Annotated in this window: 23 protein-coding genes and 2 pseudogenes; 5 read left to right on the forward strand and 20 right to left on the reverse strand. The window is 38.6% G+C overall.

From position 1 onward, the window contains the following. Window positions 1–21: 21 nt before the first annotated feature. The 4 genes from CEF16_RS07675 to CEF16_RS07690 form a co-directional block, all read right to left on the reverse strand. Entirely contained in the window at window positions 22–1,212 is a 1,191-nt protein-coding gene (locus tag CEF16_RS07675) for an NAD(P)/FAD-dependent oxidoreductase (protein ID WP_091585261.1), read from the reverse strand. Window positions 1,213–1,235: 23 nt separating this feature from the next. Then, window positions 1,236–2,750, reverse strand: coding sequence for an aldehyde dehydrogenase family protein (locus tag CEF16_RS07680; protein WP_425428019.1), 1,515 nt, complete (start codon window positions 2,748–2,750; stop codon window positions 1,236–1,238). Between the two features lie 73 nt (window positions 2,751–2,823). After that, on the reverse strand, window positions 2,824–4,158 hold the full coding sequence (locus CEF16_RS07685; protein WP_217639610.1) for an aspartate aminotransferase family protein: 1,335 nt from the start codon (window positions 4,156–4,158) through the stop codon (window positions 2,824–2,826). A 33-nt stretch (window positions 4,159–4,191) separates the two neighbouring features. Beyond that, window positions 4,192–5,649 (reverse strand): CoA-acylating methylmalonate-semialdehyde dehydrogenase, encoded by a 1,458-nt coding sequence (locus CEF16_RS07690; RefSeq protein WP_091585255.1) that lies wholly within the window; start codon window positions 5,647–5,649, stop codon window positions 4,192–4,194. Between the two features lie 98 nt (window positions 5,650–5,747). On the opposite strand from CEF16_RS07690, the gene CEF16_RS07695 reads away from it, so the two are divergent. Further along, window positions 5,748–6,653 carry a LysR family transcriptional regulator gene (locus tag CEF16_RS07695; RefSeq protein ID WP_245917797.1) on the forward strand — a complete coding sequence of 302 codons (906 nt, stop codon included), beginning with the start codon at window positions 5,748–5,750 and terminating at the stop codon, window positions 6,651–6,653. A 352-nt stretch (window positions 6,654–7,005) separates the two neighbouring features. On the opposite strand, the gene wrbA is transcribed toward CEF16_RS07695, so the two are convergent. The 4 genes from wrbA to CEF16_RS07715 all read right to left on the reverse strand — a co-directional run bounded on the left by wrbA (window position 7,006) and on the right by CEF16_RS07715 (window position 9,838). Beyond that, window positions 7,006–7,617, reverse strand: coding sequence for an NAD(P)H:quinone oxidoreductase (gene wrbA / locus CEF16_RS07700; RefSeq protein ID WP_091585351.1), 612 nt, complete (start codon window positions 7,615–7,617; stop codon window positions 7,006–7,008). 140 nt (window positions 7,618–7,757) lie between these two features. Next, entirely contained in the window at window positions 7,758–8,363 is a 606-nt protein-coding gene (locus tag CEF16_RS07705) for an alpha/beta hydrolase (protein ID WP_091585252.1), read from the reverse strand. Then, window positions 8,360–9,310 (reverse strand): ring-cleaving dioxygenase, encoded by a 951-nt coding sequence (locus CEF16_RS07710; protein ID WP_091585250.1) that lies wholly within the window; start codon window positions 9,308–9,310, stop codon window positions 8,360–8,362. The genes CEF16_RS07705 and CEF16_RS07710 overlap by 4 nt, the downstream gene beginning before the upstream one ends. 72 nt (window positions 9,311–9,382) lie before the next feature. Then, the gene (locus CEF16_RS07715; RefSeq protein WP_091585248.1) at window positions 9,383–9,838 is read right to left on the reverse strand and encodes a MarR family winged helix-turn-helix transcriptional regulator; all 456 of its coding nucleotides are present in this window, start codon (window positions 9,836–9,838) and stop codon (window positions 9,383–9,385) included. A 672-nt stretch (window positions 9,839–10,510) separates the two neighbouring features. Between CEF16_RS07715 and CEF16_RS07720 the strand changes: the two genes are divergently transcribed. Continuing rightward, the gene (locus tag CEF16_RS07720; protein WP_091585246.1) at window positions 10,511–11,305 is read left to right on the forward strand and encodes a potassium channel family protein; all 795 of its coding nucleotides are present in this window, start codon (window positions 10,511–10,513) and stop codon (window positions 11,303–11,305) included. A gap of 348 nt (window positions 11,306–11,653) precedes the next feature. Here CEF16_RS07720 and CEF16_RS07725 read toward each other — a convergent pair. Further along, window positions 11,654–12,600: pseudogene (locus CEF16_RS07725) on the reverse strand (beta-ketoacyl-ACP synthase 3); the annotation flags it as partial. A 97-nt stretch (window positions 12,601–12,697) separates the two neighbouring features. Here CEF16_RS07725 and CEF16_RS07730 point away from each other — a divergent pair. After that, window positions 12,698–13,189 (forward strand): annotated as a pseudogene (locus CEF16_RS07730) (LysR substrate-binding domain-containing protein); the annotation flags it as partial. Beyond that, window positions 13,190–13,456 (forward strand): flavodoxin family protein, encoded by a 267-nt coding sequence (locus CEF16_RS07735; RefSeq protein WP_091585244.1) that lies wholly within the window; start codon window positions 13,190–13,192, stop codon window positions 13,454–13,456. Window positions 13,457–13,845: 389 nt separating this feature from the next. Here the strand turns inward: CEF16_RS07735 and sda are convergent, their stop codons facing one another. The 3 genes from sda to CEF16_RS07750 form a co-directional block, all read right to left on the reverse strand. Then, window positions 13,846–13,974, reverse strand: a complete 129-nt coding sequence (sda, locus tag CEF16_RS07740; protein WP_102776560.1) for a sporulation histidine kinase inhibitor Sda — start codon at window positions 13,972–13,974, stop codon at window positions 13,846–13,848. Window positions 13,975–14,016: 42 nt separating this feature from the next. Beyond that, window positions 14,017–14,286, reverse strand: a complete 270-nt coding sequence (locus CEF16_RS07745; RefSeq protein ID WP_091585240.1) for a hypothetical protein — start codon at window positions 14,284–14,286, stop codon at window positions 14,017–14,019. A gap of 77 nt (window positions 14,287–14,363) precedes the next feature. Further along, window positions 14,364–14,879, reverse strand: a complete 516-nt coding sequence (locus CEF16_RS07750) for a hypothetical protein (RefSeq protein ID WP_091585239.1) — start codon at window positions 14,877–14,879, stop codon at window positions 14,364–14,366. Window positions 14,880–15,504: 625 nt separating this feature from the next. On the opposite strand from CEF16_RS07750, the gene CEF16_RS07755 reads away from it, so the two are divergent. Further along, complete coding sequence (locus tag CEF16_RS07755) at window positions 15,505–16,827, forward strand: CitMHS family transporter (protein ID WP_091585237.1); 1,323 nt, start codon at window positions 15,505–15,507, stop codon at window positions 16,825–16,827. Between the two features lie 58 nt (window positions 16,828–16,885). Here the strand turns inward: CEF16_RS07755 and CEF16_RS07760 are convergent, their stop codons facing one another. From CEF16_RS07760 to CEF16_RS07790, 8 genes are all read right to left on the reverse strand, one after another. Beyond that, window positions 16,886–17,581, reverse strand: a complete 696-nt coding sequence (locus CEF16_RS07760) for a response regulator (protein ID WP_170031694.1) — start codon at window positions 17,579–17,581, stop codon at window positions 16,886–16,888. A 19-nt stretch (window positions 17,582–17,600) separates the two neighbouring features. After that, entirely contained in the window at window positions 17,601–19,208 is a 1,608-nt protein-coding gene (locus tag CEF16_RS07765; protein WP_091585233.1) for an ATP-binding protein, read from the reverse strand. A gap of 600 nt (window positions 19,209–19,808) precedes the next feature. Next, window positions 19,809–20,114: a GerAB/ArcD/ProY family transporter gene (locus CEF16_RS24815; RefSeq protein WP_254780987.1), complete on the reverse strand. Its 306-nt coding sequence runs from the start codon at window positions 20,112–20,114 to the stop codon at window positions 19,809–19,811. Then, window positions 20,095–20,826, reverse strand: a complete 732-nt coding sequence (locus tag CEF16_RS07770; RefSeq protein WP_254780985.1) for a GerAB/ArcD/ProY family transporter — start codon at window positions 20,824–20,826, stop codon at window positions 20,095–20,097. The genes CEF16_RS24815 and CEF16_RS07770 overlap by 20 nt, the downstream gene beginning before the upstream one ends. Before the next feature lie 41 nt (window positions 20,827–20,867). Further along, the gene (locus tag CEF16_RS07775) at window positions 20,868–21,980 is read right to left on the reverse strand and encodes a GerAB/ArcD/ProY family transporter (protein WP_091585231.1); all 1,113 of its coding nucleotides are present in this window, start codon (window positions 21,978–21,980) and stop codon (window positions 20,868–20,870) included. A 30-nt stretch (window positions 21,981–22,010) separates the two neighbouring features. After that, window positions 22,011–22,253, reverse strand: a complete 243-nt coding sequence (locus CEF16_RS07780; RefSeq protein ID WP_091585229.1) for a hypothetical protein — start codon at window positions 22,251–22,253, stop codon at window positions 22,011–22,013. A 64-nt stretch (window positions 22,254–22,317) separates the two neighbouring features. After that, entirely contained in the window at window positions 22,318–23,475 is a 1,158-nt protein-coding gene (locus CEF16_RS07785; RefSeq protein ID WP_091585227.1) for a Ger(x)C family spore germination protein, read from the reverse strand. Between the two features lie 30 nt (window positions 23,476–23,505). Beyond that, the gene (locus tag CEF16_RS07790; RefSeq protein WP_091585225.1) at window positions 23,506–25,065 is read right to left on the reverse strand and encodes a spore germination protein; all 1,560 of its coding nucleotides are present in this window, start codon (window positions 25,063–25,065) and stop codon (window positions 23,506–23,508) included. Window positions 25,066–25,514 lie beyond the last annotated feature (449 nt).

Consider the following 25,514-nt stretch of genomic DNA (forward strand, 5'->3'; position numbering starts at 1 on the left):
AATTCCTCCTATTTGTATTTACTATTTTGCTATTCTAGTTGATTCTTTGTAGCGCGAGAACTTTAATCGAGCAATGTCAAAGTCTGTTTCTTCATTTGATATTAATTGAGTCATCATCTTCCCTGTAATGGGCGCCATACTGATACCGTCGCCCTCATGGCCGCTCGCAATGTAAAACCCTGGCACTTCTTCTACTTCTGAAACAATTGGCAAGTGATCAACGACCCATGGGCGAATTCCTGCATAAGAACGAATACAGCTTATATCTTTCAAAATAGGCAGAAATCGTAAGGCCCTTTCTGCAATCCCCTGCATAACTTCATTTTCTGAACGAATATCATAACCTCTAAAGGCCCGATGTCCGCCTAGAAGAAAATTACCTGCCTCGGTTGGCTCAATGGTAAATGCGATATTGTTTTCTTCTACGACACTGCTTACATTGCGTGAATAGTTGATATCTTCGAATTTTGACAACATATAGCCGAACTCATGGACTTTTTGACTGACAACTGGTCTTGTTTTTTCCGATACAAGGACCATTCCTTTGCGTGGTCGTATCGGAATATCTATTCCTACCATGTTTCCGAGCTTTGCTGCCCAAACACCTGCACAATTTACAACCCTTTTTGTAATAATCGTTGTTTTATCAGTAACCACTGCTTCAACATGACCACCTGGTCCCTTTTTAATATCTTTTACCTCATGATTAGAAAATAGCTCTAAACCATATTTTTTTGCTTCTTCTACAAAAGCGAAGCAAACTAGATACGGATTCATGGTAGAGTCTACTTCTGTCCATATTCCGCCTACTAAGTCTTTTGCCAAATGAGGCTCAATATCCGTAAGTTCTTTCTCATCAACCATTTTCATGTCATAGCCAGCCGCAGCCTGTTCATTAACATAGTCTTTGGCAATTTCTAGCTCTTGATCTGTTTCGCATACATATAAGCTGCCTCTAGATGAAAATTCAAAATCAAAAGATAATTCCTTTGCCAACTTCTTATACAATTGAATACTTTCAAAACCCATTTCCGTATCAATGCCGGGTTTTTTGTCACAAATTAAAGCAACTGCATCGCAACGACTAGAAGTGCCAGAAGCGACATCACCTTTATCTACCAGCGCCACGCTATAACCTGCTTTAGATAGGTGGTATGCAACACTGCATCCAATAATGCCGGCGCCAACAACCACAACGTCAAAACTATTCATGGTGTGCCTCCTAGATTCTTTCTCTACCCTTTATAAAAACCAGAGGGCTTTACTTCTAACGCCGTATTTATTTGTTTTTTATACAAGTATTCTTCAAAACCATAAGTTCCAAGGTCTCCCCCACCAACACCACTTTGTTTGTAGCCGCTCCATGGTGCTTCATTAAACGTTGGATGGTAGGTATTAATCCACGTTATACCTGCCTGAAGATTACGGATCACTCTTTGCGCCTTTGCACCATCATTTGTAAAAACAGCAGCAGCAAGACCAAAGTCAGTGCCGTTTGCTAATTCAATGGCCTCTTCCTCTGTATCGAACACTTGAATAACTAATACTGGACCGAAAATTTCTTCCTGAACAATTCGCATATCGGGTGAAGTGTTTGAAAAAATAGTTGGCTCAACATAATTACCTTGGGCCAAAGCTCCTTCTACTATTTGATTTCCACCACAAAGAAGTTCTGCGCCCTCATCTTTACCGATTTGAATATAATCGAGCACACTGTTCATGTGATCTTTTGAGGTAAGAGGACCCATTTCTGTATTTTCATCCCAGCCTGGCCCAATCTTGATTTTTTTTGCCCTTGTTATAAGTTCATTTACAAACTGGTCATATATACTTCTTTCTAAAATTAACCGGGACCCAGCTGAACAAATTTGTCCTGTACCAGCAAAAATACCTAGCAGCGCAAAATCAACGGCAGTGTCAAAATCTGCATCAGCAAAGACAACATTAGGAGATTTACCACCAAGCTCTAAACTGACGTTTTTCAATGAACTTGCAGCATTTTTCATAATTCGTTTCCCAGTATCCGTGCTTCCAGTGAAAGAAACCTTATCTACATCAGGATGATTAAGGAATCCTTCACCTACTATAGAGCCTGTTCCTAATACCAAATTCGCAACTCCTTTTGGGAATCCAATTTCATCAATAATCTCAAAGAGACGAATGAGAGTGAGCGGTGTCTTCCTATCAGGTTTTACAACGACAGTACATCCGGCTGCTAGAGCTGCCGCCATTTTTTGTGTTGCCATCACAAGCGGAAAATTCCATGGAGCTATTAGGGCAACTACTCCCATAGGTTCCCGAACAACCATTGCCTGTATTTCATCGGGAACCTCATATGTTTGACCATGTGGTTTTGTCGCCAGACCAGCATAATACTGAAATTGGTTAATGGCATCCTCTACGTCTACCAATGAATCTTCGTATATCTTTCCATTATTTAATGTTTCCAACATGGCAAACTCTTCTTTTCTTTCTTCTAATTTATTTGCTACTTTCAGAAGAAGGTCTGCTCTAGAACGTGCATAAGTTTGTTTCCAACCATCTTTATAAAAAGCATACTTAGCTGATTGAACAGCTGAATCCACCTCGTAAGAATCGGCTTCTGCCACTGTGGCGATAACTTCATTATTTGCCGGGTTTATAATCTCTCTGGTCTTGTTTGAGGAACCCATCACCCATTCGCCATTTATATACATTTTTTGAACACCTGTTTTGTTTTTTAAAACATTTTCGAATTCTCGAGCAGTCATTTCCATTCTACAAGCTCCTTTCCAAGGTTAAAAAATCATCATATCTACCTAAAGAGTGAATATTATTTATTTTTCAAATTAACCAAAAACTATCAAACAAAGTCTCTATAATAAATTGATAGTCTTGCTCTGTTATATTTAAAGGCGGAGATAATTGTATAATGTTATTATGACCCGTTACGGTGTCTCCATTCTTGCCAACTAGCAAGCCTTTATTTTTACATGCTTCCATAATGGTTGTTACTTTTGAGGAATCAATAGGAACTTTTGTTCTTTTGTCTTCTACAAGTTCAATTCCAAGTAAGAGACCTTTTCCACGTACATCCCCCACGTAAGGATGTTCTTTCAACTCTGATAAATCGCTTAGAAGCCGCTCTCCCAGTTCCTTAGAACGTTTAAATAAATCCTCATCTTCCATAATCTCTATATTCTTTAACGCTACAGCACAAGAGGCAGGGCTCCCGCCATACGTATTGACGTGCCTGAAACGGTCATACTCGCTTTCTCCGGCAAATGCTTCATAAATCTCACGTTTGACAGCTGTAGCTGCTAGAGGCATATAAGCACTTGTGATACCTTTTGCCATCGTAATAATGTCAGGTTTAACACCGTAATTCATGAAACCAAATGGCTCCCCTGTTCTACCAAACCCACATATGACTTCATCAACTATCATTAGAGCCCCATGTTTTTCACAGATTTCTTTCACCCGTTTTAGATAATTGTCTGGAGGCATAAGCACTCCGCCACCTGTAATAATAGGCTCCATGATAACTCCTGCGATTGTCTCATTTAATTCCCATTTCATTACCTGATCTATTGCTTCTGCGCTGGATAATGTTTCTTCATCATCTGGGTTACGATATAAGTCTGGAGGCGTCACATGAATAAAACCAGAACTTAAAGGTTCATACTTATACTTTCTTTGGGCTTGTCCAGTAGCAGCAAGTGCTCCCATCGTATTTCCGTGATACGCCCGATAACGGGAAATGAATTTATGGCGATTTATGTCACCTTTCTGCTGATGATATTGTCTAACTATTTTAAATGCTGTTTCATTCGCCTCTGACCCGCTGTTCGAAAAAAAGAAAACATAGTCATCATCCAAATACTGGTTTAACTTTTCAGCTAGCAAAATAGAAGGGTTGTGACCATGCGACAACGGAAAGTAAGGAAGTTTAGTAAGTTGCTCATAAGCAGCACGGGCAAGTTCTTCCCGTCCATATCCTACATTTACGCACCAAAGCCCTGACATCCCGTCTAAATATTCTTTACCGTCCGTATCCTTGACCCAGGCGCCTTTAGCGCTATCTATGATCAACGAATGAGATTCATCAGTATATCCCTTCATTGCATGCCAGACATATTTTGCATCTTTTTTTCGTAATTCTTCAGCATTTTCCTTCATTGACTGCATATCAGTACCTCCTAGTGCTGCTCCTTAATAACGTGCGGTTAACATTTTTTTTCTTGTATAAAACTCCACCCCGTCTTTTCCATTTGCATGAAGGTCCCCGTAGAATGATTTCTTATATCCTGAGAAGGGGAAGAATGCCATAGGAGCCGGAACACCAAGGTTAATTCCCAGCATTCCTGCATCTATTTCTTCTCTAAATTCCCTGATTGCATTTGCACTGTCTGTGAACAAGCAGGCGCCGTTAGCAAAATCAGATTGATTAGTGAGCTCAATAGCTTCTTTGAGAGTATCGACACGAACAATAGAAAGAACCGGAGCAAAAATCTCATCTTTCCAAATTTTCATTGATGTATCAACATGGTCAAAGATAGTTGCACCAACGAATGAACCACTTTCTTCAATATCATCTTCTCGGCCGTCTCTTACTAACTTGGCACCCTCCTGTTCTCCAGCTGCAACGTATGAAAGTGTCCGTTCCTGTTGCTCCTTACGGATTACTGGTCCTAGAAAAACATCTTCTTTTGACCCATCACCTATCACAATGTTGTCTGCCTCTACTTTTAGTCTAGAAATCAGTTCTTCAGCAATGTCTCCTACCGTAACAACCACTGAGGCTGCCATACAACGCTGACCTGCTGATCCAAAAGCAGCATTAATAATATTTGGCACTGTTATATCTAAGTCAGCATCTGGTAATACAATACTGTGATTTTTTGCTCCAGCTAATGCCTGAACTCGCTTGCCGTTAGCAGCTGCTGTTTTATAGATATATTCTGCGACTGGTTGTGAACCTACAAAGGAAATTGCTTTTACGTCCTTGTGATCCAGCAGTTCGTTTACAACGTCATGTGCACCATTGACAATATTTAATACGCCATCTGGAAGACCCGCTTCTTTAAACAATTCGGCAAGCTGCATAGCAAGTAATGGAGTTCTTTCTGACGGTTTTAGTACGAAAGTATTTCCGCATGCAATTGCTAATGGAAACATCCAACAAGGAACCATCATTGGGAAATTGAAAGGGGTTATTCCACCAACCACTCCAATTGGATAGCGGTACATTCCAGACTCAATTCCATCAGCAATGTCCGGTAACTGTTCTCCTTTCATAAGAGATGGAGCGCCAGCAGCAAATTCCACGCACTCAATCCCCCGCTGGACTTCTCCGAGTGCTTCAGAATGGTTTTTGCCATTCTCTTTTGTAATAATTTCTGCAAGTTCCTGTTTATGCTCGATTAAGAGCTGCTGATAGCTAAATAAAATTCGTGCTCTTTTTGGTACAGCTACTTTATTCCATGTTTTAAATGCATCACTTGCAACATTGACAGCGTTTTCAACATCTGAAGCATTTGAAATGGGTACTTTAGCAATGACTTCATTTGTAGCAGGATTTACAACCTCTTCATACTTTTGTGCCGATGGCTGTACCCACTCTCCTGAAACGAAATTTTTAATTAATTTTGCGGGGCTGCTCATCACCATTTACTTAACCTCCAAAAGTGTTTAATATTTTTTTTATTCTTACTTGACTTACATTCAGTATAATCAGACAATTAACATTAGTAAAATGAAAGTTAATAATGCTTAACATGAATAAAATTCATATAAGGAGTGTAGCCATGACTATCCAGAGGTATGAGGTTTTTAACAAAGCAGTTCAATTAAAAAATATTACAAATACTGGGAAAGAATTGGGATTGACTCAATCAGGTGTAAGTCATGCCATTAAAAGTCTTGAGGACGACTTAGGGGTACCTCTTTTAATCAGAAACCGGTTAGGATTGCAGCTGACTAGCGAAGGAGAGAGGGTATATGAATATACGCTTAAAATCATGCAAACCCATGATAGCTTATTACAAGAAGTTGAAACACTAAAGGGATTGAAAACAGGCAAGGTTAAAGTAGGATCCTTTGCAAGCGTCACTTCCCAATGGATTCCCGAAATATTGAATGTTTTTTCGAACAAGTATCCAGGGATCACAATTGAGATTTATGAAGATGATTATGAAAGCCTTGAAAAGTCTGTAAGTGCGGGAGAACTAGATTGTTGTTTCACTACAGCTTCTGATAAAAAAATGATTGATTTTGTGCCACTGATAAAAGACAAACTGTTTTGTATCGTTTCAAACAAAAATCCACTTTCTGAACAAAAAACAATAAAAACCAGAGACTTAGAGAAGCATCCATTGATTAAACCAAAAAAAGGCTGGGACAATGAAGTTTCAGATTTTTTTAGTCAACACCAAATAGTCCCCAATGTTAAGTATGAAATTTCTGATGATCATTCTATACTTGCGCTAGTGCAAGCAAATATCGGTATTAACATTAGGCCTGAGCTTGTCTTAAAAAATGCGCCTGCTTCCATTACTTTACTTGACTTTGAGCAAGATGCCTTTCGAATTATTGGGTTAGGTCTAAACAAACAAATATCACCAGCTACCGCCACTTTTGTGTCCGTTGTCACTGATCTTTATCAAGCCATTTAACTAGAAAACAGGGCAAAAGGAATATGTATGTCAAGAGCAGGGCAAATTTGATGAACTGCTAAATGAAGGATAGATCCATTAATACAAGAGGAAATTAAAAAAGAAAGCTCTAAAGTAATCCAATGGTTAAAAAACGTAAACCTTCCAAGGGCCTGATCTGCTTTGCTCTAAACGTATTGGATGTGGTTGAACTTCGCTAAACAGCAATTTCAAATTCCCAATATTTTGATGAAAAGATAAATATTCAAAAACCACTGTACTGGCAAGTCGCTTTTGAATATACCTTCAGAATATCTTTGCAATCTAAAAGGTGGTGAAAAAAAACTCCCACCTTTCAGATTGCAAACATGATTTATTGTTGTCCCTGTTTCACCCATGAAGCGATTGTAACCGTGCGTTTTGCTTGATGTTTAACAGCTTCCTGTACATCTTCCTGCATGTTCCCTTCCTGATCGACAGTTACACTGACGCCATATGGGTTCCCTCCAGAAGTAAATTGAACGGGATCCGTGTAACCAGGCGCAGCAATGATCGCACCCCAGTGCATCATCGATGTATAAAGAGCTTTTACTGTCGCCTCTTGACCACCATGTGGATTGTTTGCAGAAGACATTCCGCTAACTACTTTGTTGATTAGTTTGCCATTGAACCAAAGACCTCCGGTGGTATCAAGGAACTGTTTCATTTGGGCCGGCAAATTACCAAAACGAGTCGGCATGCTGAAAATTATAGCATCGGCCCATTCAAGATCATCCAATGCTACTTCCGGTACATCTTTGGTTTCTTCCAGGTGTGCCTTCCAGGCTGGATTTGACTCGATTGCGGCCTGTGGGGCCAGTTCAGGGATTTTTAATACCTTGACTTCCGCTCCTGCTGCTTCAGCTCCATCTTTCGCCCACTCTGCCATTTGATAGTTTGTACCTGTTGAACTGTAATAAATCACTGCTAGTTTTACATTTTCCATAGATGAATCGCTCCTTTTCGCGTTTTTTTTAAAAAAATCAAATAAACCCATCTGGTACACCACCATTCATGTTTCTAATAATAGCTTCCCCCATCGCTGCAGATTTTGTTTAACACCCCCTCTAAAAAGGTTAGGGGAAATTATCCTAGCTTTTCATACCACTCCGCTGCTTTTTGGATTTCATTACTTGTCAATTGATGACCATTGTTCTCCCAGTGAATGTCAACAATGGCCCCGGCACTTTTAAGCATTTCTGCTAATTCTTCTGTTTCCTCCGGCTTACAAATCGGATCATTTGTGCCTGCCCCAATAAATACAGGAATTCCTGTTAAGTCAGGCAGTTCTATTTCTCTTCGCGGCACCATGGGATGGAACAATACAGCCCCTTTAAAGGGTTTCTGATAATGAAACAACAGGCTTGCTGCTATATTTGCACCATTAGAATACCCAACAGCCACCACATTAACCTGATCAAATCCATGATCATTTGCTGCTTCAGCCAAAAAATCGTACAATTCCTTCGTCCGATTGATTAAATCCTCTTCATCAAACACGCCCTCATCCAGTCTTTTAAAAAAACGAGGCATTCCATTTTCGCTGACATTGCCGCGCACTCCCAAAATCGATGCCGAATCATCAATCATACCTGCGACCGGCAGCAGGTCTGTCTCTGTTCCTCCGGTCCCATGCAGTAAGAGAAACGTCGTTTTGTCTTCATTTTTCCCTTTTTGAAAAATGTGTTTCATTGCTGATCCTCCTTTGTTTCTTGAACGGTGATGGGAGGCAGTATTTGTTCAATTCGCGGACGATGAATTTCCAGCCATTGAGGCAGTTTTAATTTCTCTCCTAATGCTTCAAACGGCTCATCGCGTGTAAACCCTGGTGGATCTGTTGCAATCTCAAACAGCAGGCCCCCGTATTCACGGAAATAGATGGCATCAAAATAATCCCTGTCTTTTACGTCTGTTGGAACGTATCCATTATTGGCAATATGCTTCTGCCAGTCTTTATGATCGTCAAAGTCTTTTGCCCGAAAAGCAATATGGTGGACGGTTCCAGCCCCCATTTCCCCTCTAGGACTTGCCGCCAGCTTTATATCAATGATGTTTCCGAGGTCTCCATAAGAACGGAACCGCAAATATTCATCTTCTTGGCCGACTTTTTCCATTCCCATCACCTGTTCCAGTAAATCAGCAGTTTTGTATGGGGCTGCTGTGTACAATACAGCTCCTCCAAACCCTTTAATAACGTGTTCGGAAGGAATCCCATTCCCTTTCCATTTGCTGTTAGCCCCTTCTTCTCTTGCTGCGACTTCTAAGTGCAAACCATGCGGGTCTTCAAATTGAAGGAATTCCTCATTAAATCGTATTGATTTGGTTACAGCTATATTGAAGCTATTCAAGCGTTTTTCCCAATAACCAAGTGCGTCTTCTGGGACAACGAATGTTGTTGTTCCAACCTGGCCAGTTCCTATGCGGCCTTTTGGTGCACCTGCCCAGGGAAAGAACGTCATAATTGTACCGGGCTCTCCTCTTTCATTTCCAAAGTATAAATGGTAAGTCCCCGGATCATCGAAATTCACAGTTTTTTTCACAAGCCTTAACCCAAGGACACCTGCGTAAAAATCTACATTTTCCTGAGGATCTCCTGCAATCGCTGTAATGTGATGAATCCCAGCTGCAGCTTTACTCACTTTTATTACTCCCTTTCCATTTTATCCTTAATTCAATTATCTTTAGTTCAAGATAATTTTGTAAAAAAAAGATTAGCGGCTTTCTAAAGAAAGCCCTATTCTCTTTAACAAAGAAATTAACGTTTCCTTTTCCTCCTCATTCAACGCACCAAAAATACGTTGAACAGCTTGTTGATGTTTTGGGAATACATCATTCATTAACTCAGTGCCTTTTTCTGTAATGTCAGCATAAATGACTCTTCGGTCCTTCGGGCATCGTTTACGCTCGAGCAGCTGCTTTTTTTCTAATTTGTCAACAACATACGTTATGCTGCCGCTTGAAAGAAGAATCTTTTCCCCAATATGTTGAATCGGTTGATCTCCTTTGTGATAAAGAAGTTCTAGAACAGCAAATTCCGTTGGATTCAATCCGTGTTTTTGAATATCTTCTTTTATTTTTTCTTCTACAGAATGATTGGCACGGGAAAGAACGATTAATGATTTTAGTGACAGATCCTTTTCATTGTAGTTGGATTTATTCATTTTCATCAAATCCTTAATTGATTTATCTTGAATTAAAGATAATATTAAAACATCTTCTGCTACTTGTCAACAATTAGTTCATACCATTAGGATAAACCTTCAACAAATGTTTTTTCCACATGTCCATCAACCGAAAAAATAAGAACATCGTTTGTTATCGCTGCTTTCATGGCAGGATATATTTTGATACAAATCACCCTTCTTTCCATTCTCGTTCTCGGCCCCGATTTGACGCCAGGTAAATATATCATCAATATAGGCAATTTCTTGACACGTGTGGAAGTGATTACGGCGGGTATTAGGGTTCTTACCATCTAACCCTTTGTTTTTAGACTTCGAGCATCGGGCTTGCATAAACCCTTCGCTTAAAGGATTTTCGTTCCCTGACTTTTCCTTTAGGGATCATACTTATTGTACAAGCACTGATAGTATCACCGAATATTACATATTTGATAATGATTGATTCAACCACATGGACACCTCATTCATTAACTTATGGCTTGTTTTTGTTACTGACTGTTGATTCCATCAGCAAGAAATTTTCAAAAAGATAAATGACCTTCCAATTCGTCTTAATCTACTTTTATTATCAGCTTATTTAATAATGCATTTGGCAATACTGCGAATAATATTCAGGATACTCTTGGCTGCTTTAATTTGGGGTAAGGAGTTTTTATTATGCTCATAGGTTTAATTAGGAAAGTACTAAAAAAATCAATTAATATAGAACACTGGAAATTAATCTTGATGGGCGTTATTTTCATTGTTTTAAGTTCATTTATTGTTTATTACTTAGAGCCAAGTGAATTTAAAAACCGTTTCAATGCGTTTTGGTATGTAATGACGACCATTTCACAGGTTGGCCTTGGTGATTATATTCCTAAAACAAATGCTGGTAAGCTCTATTCCATCCTATTATATCTTGTAGGTGTAGGTTTTTTTGCTATTATCATTGCGAAATGGATAGATTTACTTAATATTTATGAAGAGTTAAAGGAGAAGAAAATAATGGGGTATACAGGAAAAAATCACATAGTAGTGGTTCATTGGTCTAAAAAAGCTAAAATCACAATAGATGAAATGCTAGGCCAAAATTCTACTACAGAGGTTGTATTAATTGACCAGTTGAATGAGTCTCCGTTACAAAAAGACGGTATTCATTATGTTCAAGGAAACCCAACGAAATTAGATACACTGCATAAAGCGAATGTTCTGCATGCAGACTCCATTTGTATTTTTGCATCAGATGATACAATCGATGAAACAGCAGCAGATGGGAAGACGTTATTAATCGCTTCTACCATCAAACAATATGCAAAACAAAAAAAATCTGATGTTTATACAATTGTTGAAATGTTAGATGAGGACCATATCTCTAACGCGAATCTAGATTGTATAGACGATTTTATTTTATCTAATAAGCCATTTTCTCACTTGATGGCTAAAACGGCCCTGCAAAAACACTACTCATAGTTATATTTTAGATTATTTTTCGCTCGCGTATGTCGTGTTGCCTGAGTAACAAATTAAATGCATTCATCAGATAAAATTAAGCCAAAGGTATATAGAATGACCTCGTCTCTATAACAAATAAAATTTGTCTATATTTTATATAAGGGATAGTGAGAACAAGAATGTGGCGGGGTTTATATCACTTGGGATATTCATACCGAGGTTCTGCCTGCTCCAATGCTAAACTCGCGGAGAAACTGTATCAGCCACTGCTGTGCTGCATTCTATATATTTGTTTAGCACATTCACTTTCTTCTCCTTCTTCTTGAAATTTTTTGGTTGTATGTGTCTTTTATTAACTAATTTGAGTAATCCACCACCAAAACCATATAATAAAACCTTATCTCCCTTATTAAGTTTTCCATCAGCCACCCCTTTATCTAAAGACAAGGGTATTGTTGCTGATGATGTATTTCCATAATGCACTAAACTATATAATATTTGCTCAATTGGAAAGTTACTTTTTTCACATATCGATTCAATCATTCTTAAATTTGCACTATGAGGAACAAACCAATTTACCTCATGTAATGGAGTGGATGCTTTTTCCATTACACATTTCATCCCTTTTGGAACAGTAAAAACAGCCCATTTATAAACCTCTCGTCCATTTTGGACAATTTTTCCGCTATTAACTAAGTCTTGTTCAAACATACGTTTTGAAATGTTTGAAGAGTATAAGTGATTTCCTTTCTCACCTTCTGAACCCAAATATGAAGAAAGAAAACTTGATTGCTTATCATCGAATTCAACAAGAACTGCTCCTCCACCATCTCCAAATAAAATACAAGTCGTTCTATCTTCATAATCAGTAATTTTAGATAGTGTTTCGGCTCCAATAACAAGAATTTTTTTATTTAAACGTGAAGTTATTAAACCATTGGCAACATGCAAACCATAGGTAAATCCTGCACAAGCGGCATTTAAATCAATCGCCCCAGCACCTTTAATACCAAGTTTTGCTTGCACTAAAGAAGCTAAACTTGGAGTTTTGAAGTCAGGGTTAACGTACAAACAATAATCATATCTACATCTTCCACGGTTTTTTCATATTGTTCCATTAAGTTTTTAACAGCTTTATAACTTATATCACTCGTAAATTCATCTTTATCTACAATTCTGCGCTCTTTAATACCAGTACGTTGGATAATCCATTCATCATTTGTTTCAACCATTTTCTCTCAATCGAAATTTGTTAACCTTCTCTCGGGAACATAAGAACCTATTGCTGTAATTCGTGCTTTTGATTTGAACATAAACATTCACCCCAATTTTAATAATCTAACTGTTATTATTTTATCACTAGATATTATGACTTGGTACTAATTTTTTTGTAAAAATCACCTTTTACATTTAGTAAGCGGGCGGGTAGATATTGCTTTAATGGTTTATTCAGAAGTAAGTCTTGAAAAATGCATTCACTATGATTTAGGTGAGGAGAAAATCGTTCTAGTGAGCAGCAGTGATGGGCCGGATCATTTTGAGGAATATAAAAAAAATAGTAATAAGCACTTTTTTATAACCAATGAAGAAGGCTGCAGCTACCGGACAATGTTTGAAAGATACTTGTTAAATTATGATATCCATGATTTTCAAACCATGGACCTTATGGAGTATAGAAGCTATCAAATAGACGGTAATGAGCGGGCTGGGATTTGCTGTTTTGCCTTATATGACTGTGAAAGAAGAAGTGGAGAGCGGCAAGCTGGAAATCCTGAGTCACTCCGAAAAGTTCGACCCGATTTAATCCCACATGCTGATAAAAAATGGTTGTCTCCAGCAGTCGAGGCTTTTGTTGAACTTGTTTTAGATTCGATGAAGGAAACGGAAAAAGGAGTGCTTTGATTGAACAACATTATGGTGATTTACGGCAGTTCAAGAAGAAATGGTAATACTGATTTTTTAGCGGATCAGATGACCGAAGGAGTGGAAGTGACTAAAGTGTATTTACAAGATTGGAATATCGAGCCAATCGTTGATCAAAGACATGAATCGCAAGGGTTTAACGATGTAAACGATGATTACGAACCTCTATTAAATGACTTTCTTGATCATGGTTCCATTCAAAATATCTTACGTTTTTGTCATCCGTGTTGGCTTCCTATTCGTTAACCTAATTACTTTTTCACTTCACTTTTACAAATATGCCATATATGAATCTATTAAGGAATTAAGAACCGAACGAGCTCACGGATTTCACCATATTTTTCTGACAAACCCTACCCTAAAATAGAAAGTATAACTCTCATAAAATAAACACAACATTCGGTCTTGTCACTGGGAAACTACAGATATGAGACGGTTTATTTCGGATTAATATTGTGTGACTCAGCTTTATTCATCTTTTGAGAGGAAAGAGTTTCAGAAGGCTGCATTATAGAACTAAAATAATGACGATAAGACATGTCGTTTTATAATTCAACATTAAATACTAAAGTCCTGTAAAGAAAATAAAAAGATAGCAACGAAAGTTTCGCCGCTACTGATAAGTATTATACATTTCACTGATGCACAAGGTGTGCTTGTAATGCCTTCTTTAGAATAGTGATGAAATCTTCATCTAGGTTCATTTCCTTTGCCTTATGGTAAGCTTCCAAAAGAACAGAAGGGGATAAATCGTCCAAAGCCATGTCAAATTCTCCTCTCATTCAATTATAATTTCATAATAAATATTAAAACAACCTAAAATAAATAACCAATAGCATGCCTATAAAAGAATAAACAGATAAACAAAGGAATATAATAAAATTCTTTTTATACTTATTCTCCCTGTTTACTAGAGACAAATATAAAGATATTAATGTAAAGACCAGATTGTAAAAAATAGCTTCAGGAACTCGATCAAGATAACCTGTTATCGTAACAAATGTACCAGCAGTGACCGTCCCTAAAATCCAATAGGAGAAAAATCCAATATAAATGTAATCAAATAACTTCCCCATAAAGTAAAATACCCTCCAAAAAATAAAGCTGGGGGTATCCATCCCAACTTACTTTAAAAATTATGTAAACTAATCTATTAAATTGGCAAAAACAATGTTACAGTTTTTGCAATTGCATTAGCAGCCCATCGAGGAATTGGAGTAGTATCCACTATTGCATTTGTCATTGCTTCTTCAACACTATCTACAAACCCAACATAATGATCCATAACTACTGCAATACTATAAACAGAAATCGCTGCCTTCCAGGTTTTCTTCCTCTCTGACCCGACAGGTAATTTATCTATTGCACTATCAATCCATCCATCAACTTTTTTCGTGTTATCCTTCAAATATTTAGAGGCTTGTTTTATAGCAATAGATCCTTTACTTTGAATGGTCACATCTTCCGCACTATCTTCAGCCATTTCTTCTTCACTCAACTCTTCTATCTCTGAATAACTTAGATTATCAATTTGTTCTTCTACATTTTTTCCTTTTTGAATGGAAACAGTTTCAGAAGCACTAGCACTAGAAATAAAAGACAAACTTAATGAAGAAACAACAAACGTAGCTGTTAAAGGAATTAACAAAATTTTTGTCTTTACATTCATTTTTCCCAACCTTTTCCATATTATGGTTAACACGATTTTATTATGATCTTTTTCTTCCCTTTTTTCAATGCGACCAACTCCCTTTTCATACCATCTGTTTAATTCATTCGCCCAAATGTTACCAGTCCTAAAGTAAGACTAACAAGCTATATAGTTTTATTTTTTGTGTCACATTTATCCGAATATTACATAGGACCATATTTAAATAGTAGTTAGGTTACACTTAGCTGGACAGATTCGATAAGGTCATATTGACTTTGTTCAAATAAATGCCGTGAAGAATCGATATGACCAGACGAGCAAGAGAAGGTCAAAGAATAAATTGTAGAATTATCCTTGAATCTGAACATTTTATTAAATATCTATTTTCATTCTATTAAATGAGAGAGACCATTTTGTTGGCCTCTCTTTTTTTCGTCTCTCACTCAGCAGGTGTGAACAAAATGAACGAAATTTTCTTTTGTTACTCATCTTTTTCTTATTTTATTAAACTTACCGTCTTGGATTTGTTTTGTTAATATTCAAAAAGATGATAAAGAAGGGATCTAAATCAAGAGAGAGTCATTTTTGTAAGGGCTTTCTCACATCACAAAAATACTTCATTTGGAGAAAGGAGAAAGATAGCATGATAAGTTTGATTGGTTTTCTCACTATCATTACCATTGTAACGTTACTCATTACGAAAAAAGTAAATCCTATTGTCGGTCTTGTGATCATCCCATTAGCTGGAGCTTTATTATTAGGAACAGGTATTGACGATTTAGCCACGTATTTTAACGACGGTATTGACTCGGTTATGTCTGTTGTCATTATGTTTATTTTTGCGATTTTGTTTTTTGGCATTATGCAAGATGCGGGGCTCTTTGACCCTATCATAAATAAAATGGTCGAGATTTCTCGTGGAAATGTGGTAGCGGTTGCAGTCAGTACCATTATTATTGCGATCGTTGCAGGTTTAGATGGTTCCGGTGCCTCCACGTTTTTAATTACGATTCCTGCATTACTCCCGCTTTATAAACGTTTAAATATGAGTCCCTATTTGCTTATGTTGTTGGTCGTCTTAAGCATCGGTGTGATGAATTTACTTCCATGGGCCGGCCCAATTGGCAGAGCAGCTTCTGTTTTAAATATGGATCCTGTTGCTTTATGGCAGCCGCTCATCCCTCTTCAACTCATTGAAATTGTTTTATTACTCTTCATCGGTGTATTTTTTGGGATAAGAGAAAAACGCCGGATTGCGAAAATATATGGCTTCCCGTCCGTACAAGCAGAAGCAGCAGCAACCGTAGAGGGTGCCGTTGAGGAGAACGTAGACAAAGATGAACTGAAAAGACCAAAACTTCTCTGGCTGAATATTATTTTAACTCTAGCAGTAATTGGTACATTAATGAGCGGAGCACTTCCATCAGGTTTTGTGTTCATGATCGGGTTAGCTATTGCTCTTCCTGTAAACTATCGACATGTCGACAAACAGCTTGAACGAATTAAAGCACACGCCCCAAATGCTCTAATGATGGCGGGGATCATTTTAGCTGCTGGTTCATTTTTGGGCATATTAGAAGGAACAGGTATGTTGGACGAAATGGCCGCAAGTCTTATTTATATTCTTCCGGGCGCAATTCTTCCTTACTTGCATTTGATCATTGGTTTTTTTGGAGTTCCTTTTGACCTGATTTTAAGTACAGATGCCTATTATTTTGCTCTCGTTCCGATTGTTGAACAAATCGTAACAAACTATGGTGTTCCTTCAACTACCATTATCTATGCTCTAGTAGTAGGAAACATCATTGGAACGATGGTTAGTCCGTTTGCTCCTGCATTATGGCTGGGTCTTGGTTTAGCCAAACTAGAAATGGGAGGCCACCTTCGTTATTCCTTCTTCTGGGTATGGGGATTTAGTATTTTATTGTTAATCGTTGCTTGGGTGATGGGGATCATAAGCTTATAAAAACATCATGAAAAAAACGGGTCCACATCCTTTCTAGGTGGGACCCGTTTTTTTATGTCTATTGAAGGTGCTGTTTCTTAAAATATAACCGCTGCGGCCGCCCTAAATCCCCGTAATTGGAATAAGATTCTGCATAGTGTATCGAGGTAAGATATTCTAAATACCTTCTTGCTGTAGGCCGGCTGACTCCGATACAGTTAGCTGCATCCATCGCAGAAATGCCTTTTTCACTATTTTGATCAATGGTATCTTTGACGATATTCAGCGTTACTTCATCGATGCCTTTAGGCAGCTCGGTTACGCTTGCTTGATTAACTGTTTGTTTCATAACCAAATCAATAGCATCTTGATCCATTTCTTTATGGTTTTCGAAAAAAGAGCGCTGCTCCGCGTAATGGTGCAGTGTTTTTTTAAACCTCGTAAAATCAATCGGTTTTAATATATAATCAAAAACCCCGCTTCTCATTGATTCTTCAACAGTAGATACTTCTTTTGCAGCGGTTATCATCATAATATCAATATGTTTATATTGATTACGTATTTCCCAAAGTAAGTCCAGGCCTGTTACATCAGGAATATAGACATCAAGCAATATTAAATCAGGCAGATAATCCGTATGTTTTAAAAAATGAATCGAATCTTCACGAGACATGGATTTTTTTACAACCTGAAACCTTTCAACGTTATTAACTGCGTCTTCAAGTACATTGGCAACGCGAAAGTCATCCTCGATAATCATGACTTTAAATTTCATAACCATTCCCCTCCAACTTTTAACTTTTCGGTAAAGTCAATACAAAACATGCTCCATCTAATTCTCCTTGTTCTATGTAAATGCTTCCTCCGATATCATGAACCGCTTGTTTCGACAATGCCAATCCAACGCCTCGGTTTTCTCCGGTCTTCGTTGTGAATCCTTTTTCGAAAATAACACCACCAATTTGAGCAGGGATGCCTGGTCCATTATCTTCTACTTCAAAAATAATATCTTCACCAATATCTGTAAAATGAATATGCACCTTTCCCCCCCCGGCCGAATGCTCTTGTTTTACCGCCTCAAATGCGTTTTCAATCAAATTACCCAACACCGTAAATAAAACATTTTTTTGCTTTGGAGAAAGGGGTGTCGTTAGATGGCTGTCTGGGTCGATGTGCATGGAAACTTTCAATTCATTGGCTTGATTATATTTTCCTAAAAGCAGCCCTGCAATCATAGGATCAGACACATGTTTAATCAAAAAATGAATTCTTTGCTGCTGTACATTCGTTTCCTCTTGAATATATTCAATCGCTTTTTTCACTTGATTCATCTGCAATAATCCAGAAATCGTTAAAAGTTTATTAGAAAATTCATGGGTTTGTGCTCGGAGTGTGTCTGTGTATTGTTTTGTTCTCGATAGCTCTTCGGTTAAATATTCTATCTCACTTTTATTATGAAAAGAAGCTACCGCCCCAAAAGGCTTTTGGTCCTGAAATATGGGCACGATATTTAAGACTAGTGTTGATTGTTCCATCTCTATTTCATTATTAAATGTACTTTTCCCATTGGATAAAACATTTTTCAGCATTTGTTCAGGGAGAAGCTTTTTAATATAAAACTCATCGGGATAATCATCGTTTTTTCCATTGGTTAACATGTCTTTCGCTGCTTTATTGACTAACGTAGCCTGCCCCTGTTGATCCATCGCTATAATACCTTCATAAGTAGACTGTAAAATGGTTTCTTTCTGCAAGAAAAGCTGAGCAATTTCTGAAGGTTCTAAACCAAACAGAATCCGTTTGATATGGTAAGCAATAATGACAGCACCGATAAATCCTAAAGCGGCAAGTCCTGCGAGCACATACCAAAGCTCTTTGCTGTATTGGGCAATGATTTGATTCACATTTTCCATGAGAAAGCCAACGGATACCACACCGATAATTTCCCCGTCTTCCGACAAAACAGGGGATTTCCCTCGAATAGAAAGGCCTAGTGTCCCTTCCTCGCTGGAAACATAAGCTTCTCCATGTTGTAACGCTCTCTCGTTATCCGAACCAATCATTTGTTCACCAATCCTCTCCGGATTTGGATGGGAATAGCGGATTTCGTCTCTATTCCCCACTACCACAAATTCCGCTCCCGTTTCATCGCGGATCGATGTAACTAATGGTTGAATGATCGAAGCAGGATCCTCTTCCTCAAAAGCCTGGACAATTTGCGGCATGTTGGCCACCGTTTTTGATACATTTAAGGCGTTTTGTCCGACTTGTCTTTCCAATGCATCCGAAAAAAAAGAATAGACAAAGACACCCATAATACAAAAAACGACGATAATTAATAATCCAATTAAAAGGATCATTTTATGAGCTAATCGTAAATGAAATGATTGATTTTTACCCATATGTTCCTCTTCCTCATTTGATTTGGCTCATTACATTTTAACAAACTTTTGCCAGCATTAACTGAGGAAATCCACATTGTTCCTACAGCTCCGTTATCATGATGCATAAGTAAGCTTTTATCCCCCAGCAGTGCACGACTTTTCAATAAAGCTTTGCCAATCAGATAGCAGCTTTTTTATCTCATATGAGGCAAAATGAATTTACTCAATCATAGTACGCATCTGTATTATTGGAAAATCTATATGTTACGCCTACAATTTCTCATTTTCCTCAGCTAGCTCTTTAAAGACCCGTAGTGAGCCGTTTTTGCTCACGAGGAGGTTATAATACTAAAGCGCCCAGTCCTGAAGCCGGACTCCGTTCACTTTTTTAATAAAAAAATCACCATTTTACGGAATAAGAGAAAAGCTTCTCCCAGATTCTTTTATGTTTATACCGCGTCGTCTAAACGTTTATATAAAAGAAATACCACTCAGCCCTGCTGAATTTTTAGTTATGTCTTCTGCTTTCTTTTTTTAGAAAAGCCGCTGCCGAAAGAATGAATAAAGGAAGAACATAGGCTATTGTCTTCCATACTGGTTCGATGACCGAAACAGAATTTATCCACCTGGCTTCCCCAGGGAGATTTGCAGCGTGGAATAAAGAAAGCAGACCAGCGCAAGTGGAAAGATCAGAATGTTCGTGTCCTGCGACCTAAATAAATGGGTAATGGTTATATTCAGGACATATAGAGAGATAACTGCCTTCATGTAGGAAGCTACAATAAGAGCGTAGCCGATCAAAGACTCCATTCGTTGAATAATTTCATATAATTCAATCGTCCGTGCCACCTCAAACATGGAATAAGCCCGCTCCCCGGCGATCGGACCGAATACCATGATGGTACTAAGCGTAACAGCGATCAAAAAACAACCATTGACCAGAATGGCCGTAAATATGCTCTTTTTTTAGAAGGTGATTTTCTTCCCGGCGTACATAAGGAAGCAGCATCGTAAAGATAATTATTTCTGAATAAGGAAAACCATAGGTGAAATAAGCGCCTAATAGAACCGGTTTGAAGCCATCCGGTAAAACCGGAATTAAGTGATTTGTCTCGTAATTAGTGCTCGCTAAAAATAATATAACAATGACAAATAAGAGGACTATCATCATAAGTACCACAAACATCCGTACAAACTTTTCTATTCCGGCCCGTACCGTCAACGCCGTCACGAAAAAAATCAACAAAGTAAAAACATACAACGGTGTTTCCCGCATCATCGAAGAAGTCATAAACAAGCCGACGTCAAGCACGATCCCCGAAGTACTGTGCAGCTGCATCGAAAGAAAGGGAAAAGCAATCAGCAGTGTCAGCCATTTTCCTAGCAGCTGCTGGCTGTATTCGATCAAACTTAATTGTGGAAACTCCCGGTATAAATAAAGCATAAGAACCAATAGAATCATCCCAACAGCAAGCGAAAGCAATAGGGATAACCATGCTCCGTTTTTCGCATATCCAATAAGAGCCCCCGGCACGACAACGATGCTAGAACCAGTTAAAAAAATCAATACCAAAGAGGATAATTGAGTCGCGCTAATCTGTTGCCGGTCTTTCATAACATAACCTTGATTTTCCATTGTTCTTACTCCTCGCTTTATCCCTACTTAATACAACGCAGCTATTTCCAGCTGATCTTTCTATTTTTCACCCTTAGAAAGGCGGTTATGGTGAGAACGAGTAAAGGAAGTACATAGGCGAATGTTTTCCATAATGGCTCAATGACAGTCACAATGTTTATCCACATGGCTTCTCCTAGAGATATTTGAAGCATAGAAAAAAGGAAGCAAACCAACGCAAGCGGAAAGATCAAAATGTAGGTGTCTTTTAGCCCAAACAATTGGGTAATGGTTAAATTCAGGATATATAGCGAGATAACTGCCTTCATGTAGGAAGTGATAATGAGAGCATAGCCGATAAGAGATTCCATTCTTTGAATGATTTCGTATAATTCTATTGTACGTGCAACTTCAAACATGGAATATGCCCGTTCCCCAGCGATAGGTCCGAATACAAGAATCGTACTGAGCGTAACTGCGGTCAGAAAAAAAACATTGATCAGAAGAGCCGTAAACATGCTCTTTTTTAAAAGATGGTTTTCTTCCCGGCGTACATAAGGCAGCAGCATGGAAAAAAGAACCAGCTCTGTAATTGGCACACCGAAATAGAAATATGTACCTAAAAGAACAGGCTTAATGCCATCTGGCAGAACGGGAACCAGATGTTCGATCTTGTAATTGGCGCTTGCTAAAACTAGTATAACGATAACAAATAAGAGGACCACCATCATAAGTACCACAAACATGCGTGTGAATTTTTCTATCCCTACATGTACCGTCAACGCCGTCACGAAAAAAATCAAAAAAATAAAAACATACAGCGGTGTTTCCCGCATTATTGAAGATGTCATAAACAAACCCACATCAAGCACGATTCCGGATGAACTGTGCAGCTGCATTGAAAGAAAGGGAATCGCAAATATCCATGTCAGCCATTTTCCTAGCAGCTGCTGACTGTATTCAATCAAACTTAATTGCGGAAATTTCTCATATAAATAAAGCATAAAGACCAAAAGAAGCATCCCGCCTGCTAACGAAAGCAAAAGAGACAGCCATGCTCCGTTATTCGCGTATCCAATGAGAGGGCCCGGCATCACAACGATGCTTGAGCCTGTCAAAAAAATAAATGCCAAAGAGGCCATTTGTGTTGCACTTACTTGTTGTTGTTCTTTCACGACATACACCTCTCCAATGGCGGGTCTTCGTCAAGAAGGAGAAACTTCCAAAAATTCTACGATTCTGCGTGTCGGCTCTCCTAAAAGGGCATCAATGGCAGTATGCAAAAACGGCCATTCTAAGTCGAAAGCAAAACTAATACTTTGATATAGCGCAATTACCAATAGAGAAATATAAATAACAACGGTCTTTTTATTTCGTTTTTTTAATTTTGGAAGATCATAAGCCAATATAACTATATAAAGGAATATCAGCATCACCATTTTTTCCATCTTATTCCCATCCTTCTTAGATTCCAACTCGATTTAGGCTGAGGTTATTTAGAAACAGTGATGCTTATTCGGAAAACCAGGGTTTTCCGCTTGACGTTCCACTGCTGGTGATTCGAATCTGCACATCGAATTCAAACTCACTGTCAGCAAAACGCTGATCCCAATCTTTTTTCCACCGTTTCCATACGGATGGATTTTTCGCATATACTTTATCTCCAAGATCCATCGCGTCAAATTGTTTTTCTTGCAACACATTGATCGTTTTTTCTAACTCCTTCTCTATATACTGTTCTAGTCTTTTCTCCAATTCTTTTTCTGCTTCGGGTGAATCCGTTTTAGAACAAGTAAGTTGTTGTAAGACCGCTTCGATTTCGCTTGACACCTTCACTGTCAGCGAGTCATCTTTAATTATCGGTTTCAAACTGGTTTCGGCAGAAACGATTTCAATTACTTCTATAGTCGAAGGATCATTCTTACAGGGAAGTTGAATCATCCCGCCTTGATATTCATCTCGAATAAGTAATAACCTTTCCGCTTTTTCTGTAGGCAGATTACCGACCATTTTGCCTTTTTTTAAAAGAGTAATCCCGGCTACGGTCGGTGATGTTTCTGAGGCATGCTCTATTTTGTGAAAGTAAGGGAGAAGGCCATTGCCGACTTGGTTTCTCGTCTGTATAGCTAGTTTCAAGAGATTGCTGTCAATTGTTTTTTGGCTGTACTTATGCGACATTTCTTCATTTTCGCTTAACTGCTGACCCGTTGTAATTTCCATTAAAGGTTCCATTTCTAAAAAATCAGCAGCTTTTCCTTTCGTAATCACTACACTAGCCGTAAGCCGTGGTTCATGATCCCGAAAGAAAAATGCGAGAACTTCTTCCAAACCTTGATTCCTTGCAAATTCCTCACTGATCACGATGACATATAAATGTCCCCATTGCGCTTTGCGCCCGATATGCCTGGGAATATCGCGAACTGCTTCATTAACGGAATCTTCGGTTGTTCTTATGTTAATATAATTTTGGCTGCCTTGACCTCCTCCCCCTTCACCCTGAACACCCCGGGAAGGATTGTAAGCCTGTGTGGTCAGCTGCACTTTTCCTTTTTCCGTTTCATCGAGCGCAACCCCCATCACAAATGCTCTGTTGATTAATTCTAAATTGTCCCAACATCCAGTTAATAATAAAAGTAATGATAAATACGCAGCTATTTTTAGTTTGTTCATTGACATCATTCTTTCCTACATAGATATCCCTTATTCTGGTCTCATCCGCATATGACGATGGCGATGGGGACGAAACATTTTTTTTAACGGAGCTCGAACGAATACATCCCGCCACTGTTTTGGTCTGAATGGCCCGAGCGGAGTCAGATAAGGCTGGCCAAGTGAGCGTAAATCCGCCAAATGCAGCCAGATTAAGATAAGAGCGATTAATAATCCAAATATCCCCAGGATAGCTGCAAATACCATAATCAGCAGCCCTAAAACGCGCAGTGCAATAGCGAAATTGTGCTGCGGCATCGAAAAAGAAGCAATTCCTGTAAGCGCGACTACAATAACCATCATGGGGGAAGCGATACCCGCCGTAATTGCTGCATCTCCAATGATTAACGCTCCAACGATGCTGACGGCACTACCAACCGGGCGCGGCAGGCGAATCCCTGCCTCCCGCAGCAGTTCAAAGAGAGCGGTCATAAGCAAAGCTTCAATGAAAGCCGGAAAAGGAATGCCTTCACGGCTGTCAATGATGGTCGTTAACAGAACGGTAGGAATCAACTCCGGATGAAAAGTGGTAAAAGCAATGTAAATACTAGGGAGAGTGAGGGCAATAAAGAATGCGCTTACTCTCATTAAACGAACAAGACTTGCAAAAACAGTGCGCTGATAGTAATCTTCACTTGACTGCATAAATTCAACTAATAAACCGGGACAGATCATTATCGCTCCTGATCCGTTTACGAGTACCACAATTTTCCCATCAAGCATGGCCGCCACAGCCGTATCGGGGCGCTCGGTGTATCGGTATTGAGGAAATGGAGAATACGTTGAATCCTCAATTAACTCCTCTACGTAGGAGGTTTCCAGGATCTCTCCTTCCCTCCATTTTCTAATACGTCTTTTAAATTCGGCGAGCATATCAGGATTAACCGTACCGTCCAAATAGCCGTAGGCGATCTTTGTGTTTGTCTCTCCATTGAGTGAAAAAGTTTCTATTTTAAAATGCGGCGACTGCAAACGATTTCTCAGCATTCCTATATTTTTATCGATATTTTCAACGGTACTTTCGCGCGGCCCCCTTACTGTTGGTTCAACAACGGGTTCTGTAACCTGTCTGCCTTCAATATTACTGCTCTTATAGCTGAGTGCCTTGTTCCATTGATTAAAAAAGATAATAAGATGGCCGGAACTTATTTTTTCAATGACTTGCTGGAAATCTTCGACCAGGCGGTGGGACTGAGCGGAAACACCGTTCTGCTCAAAAAAAGACATGACCTCTTCCGGCGCAATCATCGTGCCCTTCCCTACTTCATGCGTTACCAGATCTTGCAGTGATTCTTTCATATAGTTAAGTTCTTTTCGTTGAATGAGTGTATCATAATAGATCGAAAATGCTGTATGTTCCATGTCCGGTCCGTATTGCCAGGTAAGAAGAACAAAGTCATCCGAACAAGAAAAAATTTCCTTCACCTGCTGAATATTGTCAGATAAATTAGAAGAAATCGGAACAGGTGGGCTGTCTTTTTCGTTCTGACTCGTGTTATTTTGAAGAGTGGTTTTCTGATCAATTTTTTTAATATTTCCCCGCCTTCTCATAATCACCCTCTCTTCCCTTTGGTTTTTTTTTAGCTTTACCAAGTTTATTAATCATATAACAAAAAAAGAGGATCACCATCTGCCATTAGCATAAGGAAGGAGACAGAGAAAATAATATTTTTATTATTAGAAAAACTCGGTTTGCCGCCAAATCCAAATGTCAGAAGTCGTTGTTTTTCTTATATTTTGATCCTTTAACAAGTTAAACATCCTAAAGTATAAAATCATAATAATTTTTGGGGAAAATAGAAAAAGTATAGGAGGTGTTTACAAAAGTGTATTTGTTGGCTAGCGTTGTCAGGAGTTTTGGAGTATTACAAAAGTACTGAACAAAGAAGATGCAAAACGGACAGAAACCCGATAATCCACTGAAAAAAGTTTTCTTGGCAAAAGAGTATATTACGGTTAACAAAGCCATTCAAAAGTATGAAGAAAACACCAAAGCTCAT

The organism is Alteribacillus bidgolensis (assembly GCF_002886255.1).
In the GTDB taxonomy this organism is placed as follows: domain Bacteria; phylum Bacillota; class Bacilli; order Bacillales; family Marinococcaceae; genus Alteribacillus; species Alteribacillus bidgolensis.

Bases quoted from the DNA above. Each gene is read 5' to 3' on its own strand.
- CEF16_RS07680 (WP_425428019.1), bottom strand. From the start codon at position 2,750: ATGACTGCTCGAGAATTCGAAAATGTTTTAAAAAACAAAACAGGTGTT.
- CEF16_RS07715 (WP_091585248.1), bottom strand. From the start codon at position 9,838: ATGAAAATGAATAAATCCAACTACAATGAAAAGGATCTGTCACTAAAA.
- CEF16_RS07760 (WP_170031694.1), bottom strand. From the start codon at position 17,581: ATGAAATTTAAAGTCATGATTATCGAGGATGACTTTCGCGTTGCCAAT.
- CEF16_RS07785 (WP_091585227.1), bottom strand. From the start codon at position 23,475: ATGAACAAACTAAAAATAGCTGCGTATTTATCATTACTTTTATTATTA.
- CEF16_RS07770 (WP_254780985.1), bottom strand. From the start codon at position 20,826: ATGGAAAATCAAGGTTATGTTATGAAAGACCGGCAACAGATTAGCGCG.
- CEF16_RS07780 (WP_091585229.1), bottom strand. From the start codon at position 22,253: ATGGAAAAAATGGTGATGCTGATATTCCTTTATATAGTTATATTGGCT.
- CEF16_RS07720 (WP_091585246.1), top strand. From the start codon at position 10,511: ATGCTCATAGGTTTAATTAGGAAAGTACTAAAAAAATCAATTAATATA.
- CEF16_RS07790 (WP_091585225.1), bottom strand. From the start codon at position 25,065: ATGAGAAGGCGGGGAAATATTAAAAAAATTGATCAGAAAACCACTCTT.
- CEF16_RS07745 (WP_091585240.1), bottom strand. From the start codon at position 14,286: ATGGGGAAGTTATTTGATTACATTTATATTGGATTTTTCTCCTATTGG.
- CEF16_RS07765 (WP_091585233.1), bottom strand. From the start codon at position 19,208: ATGGGTAAAAATCAATCATTTCATTTACGATTAGCTCATAAAATGATC.
- CEF16_RS07690 (WP_091585255.1), bottom strand. From the start codon at position 5,649: ATGGTGATGAGCAGCCCCGCAAAATTAATTAAAAATTTCGTTTCAGGA.
- CEF16_RS07705 (WP_091585252.1), bottom strand. From the start codon at position 8,363: ATGAAACACATTTTTCAAAAAGGGAAAAATGAAGACAAAACGACGTTT.
- sda (WP_102776560.1), bottom strand. From the start codon at position 13,974: ATGGCTTTGGACGATTTATCCCCTTCTGTTCTTTTGGAAGCTTACCAT.
- CEF16_RS07750 (WP_091585239.1), bottom strand. From the start codon at position 14,879: ATGAATGTAAAGACAAAAATTTTGTTAATTCCTTTAACAGCTACGTTT.
- wrbA (WP_091585351.1), bottom strand. From the start codon at position 7,617: ATGGAAAATGTAAAACTAGCAGTGATTTATTACAGTTCAACAGGTACA.
- CEF16_RS07685 (WP_217639610.1), bottom strand. From the start codon at position 4,158: ATGAAGGAAAATGCTGAAGAATTACGAAAAAAAGATGCAAAATATGTC.
- CEF16_RS07675 (WP_091585261.1), bottom strand. From the start codon at position 1,212: ATGAATAGTTTTGACGTTGTGGTTGTTGGCGCCGGCATTATTGGATGC.
- CEF16_RS07695 (WP_245917797.1), top strand. From the start codon at position 5,748: ATGCTTAACATGAATAAAATTCATATAAGGAGTGTAGCCATGACTATC.
- CEF16_RS07755 (WP_091585237.1), top strand. From the start codon at position 15,505: ATGATAAGTTTGATTGGTTTTCTCACTATCATTACCATTGTAACGTTA.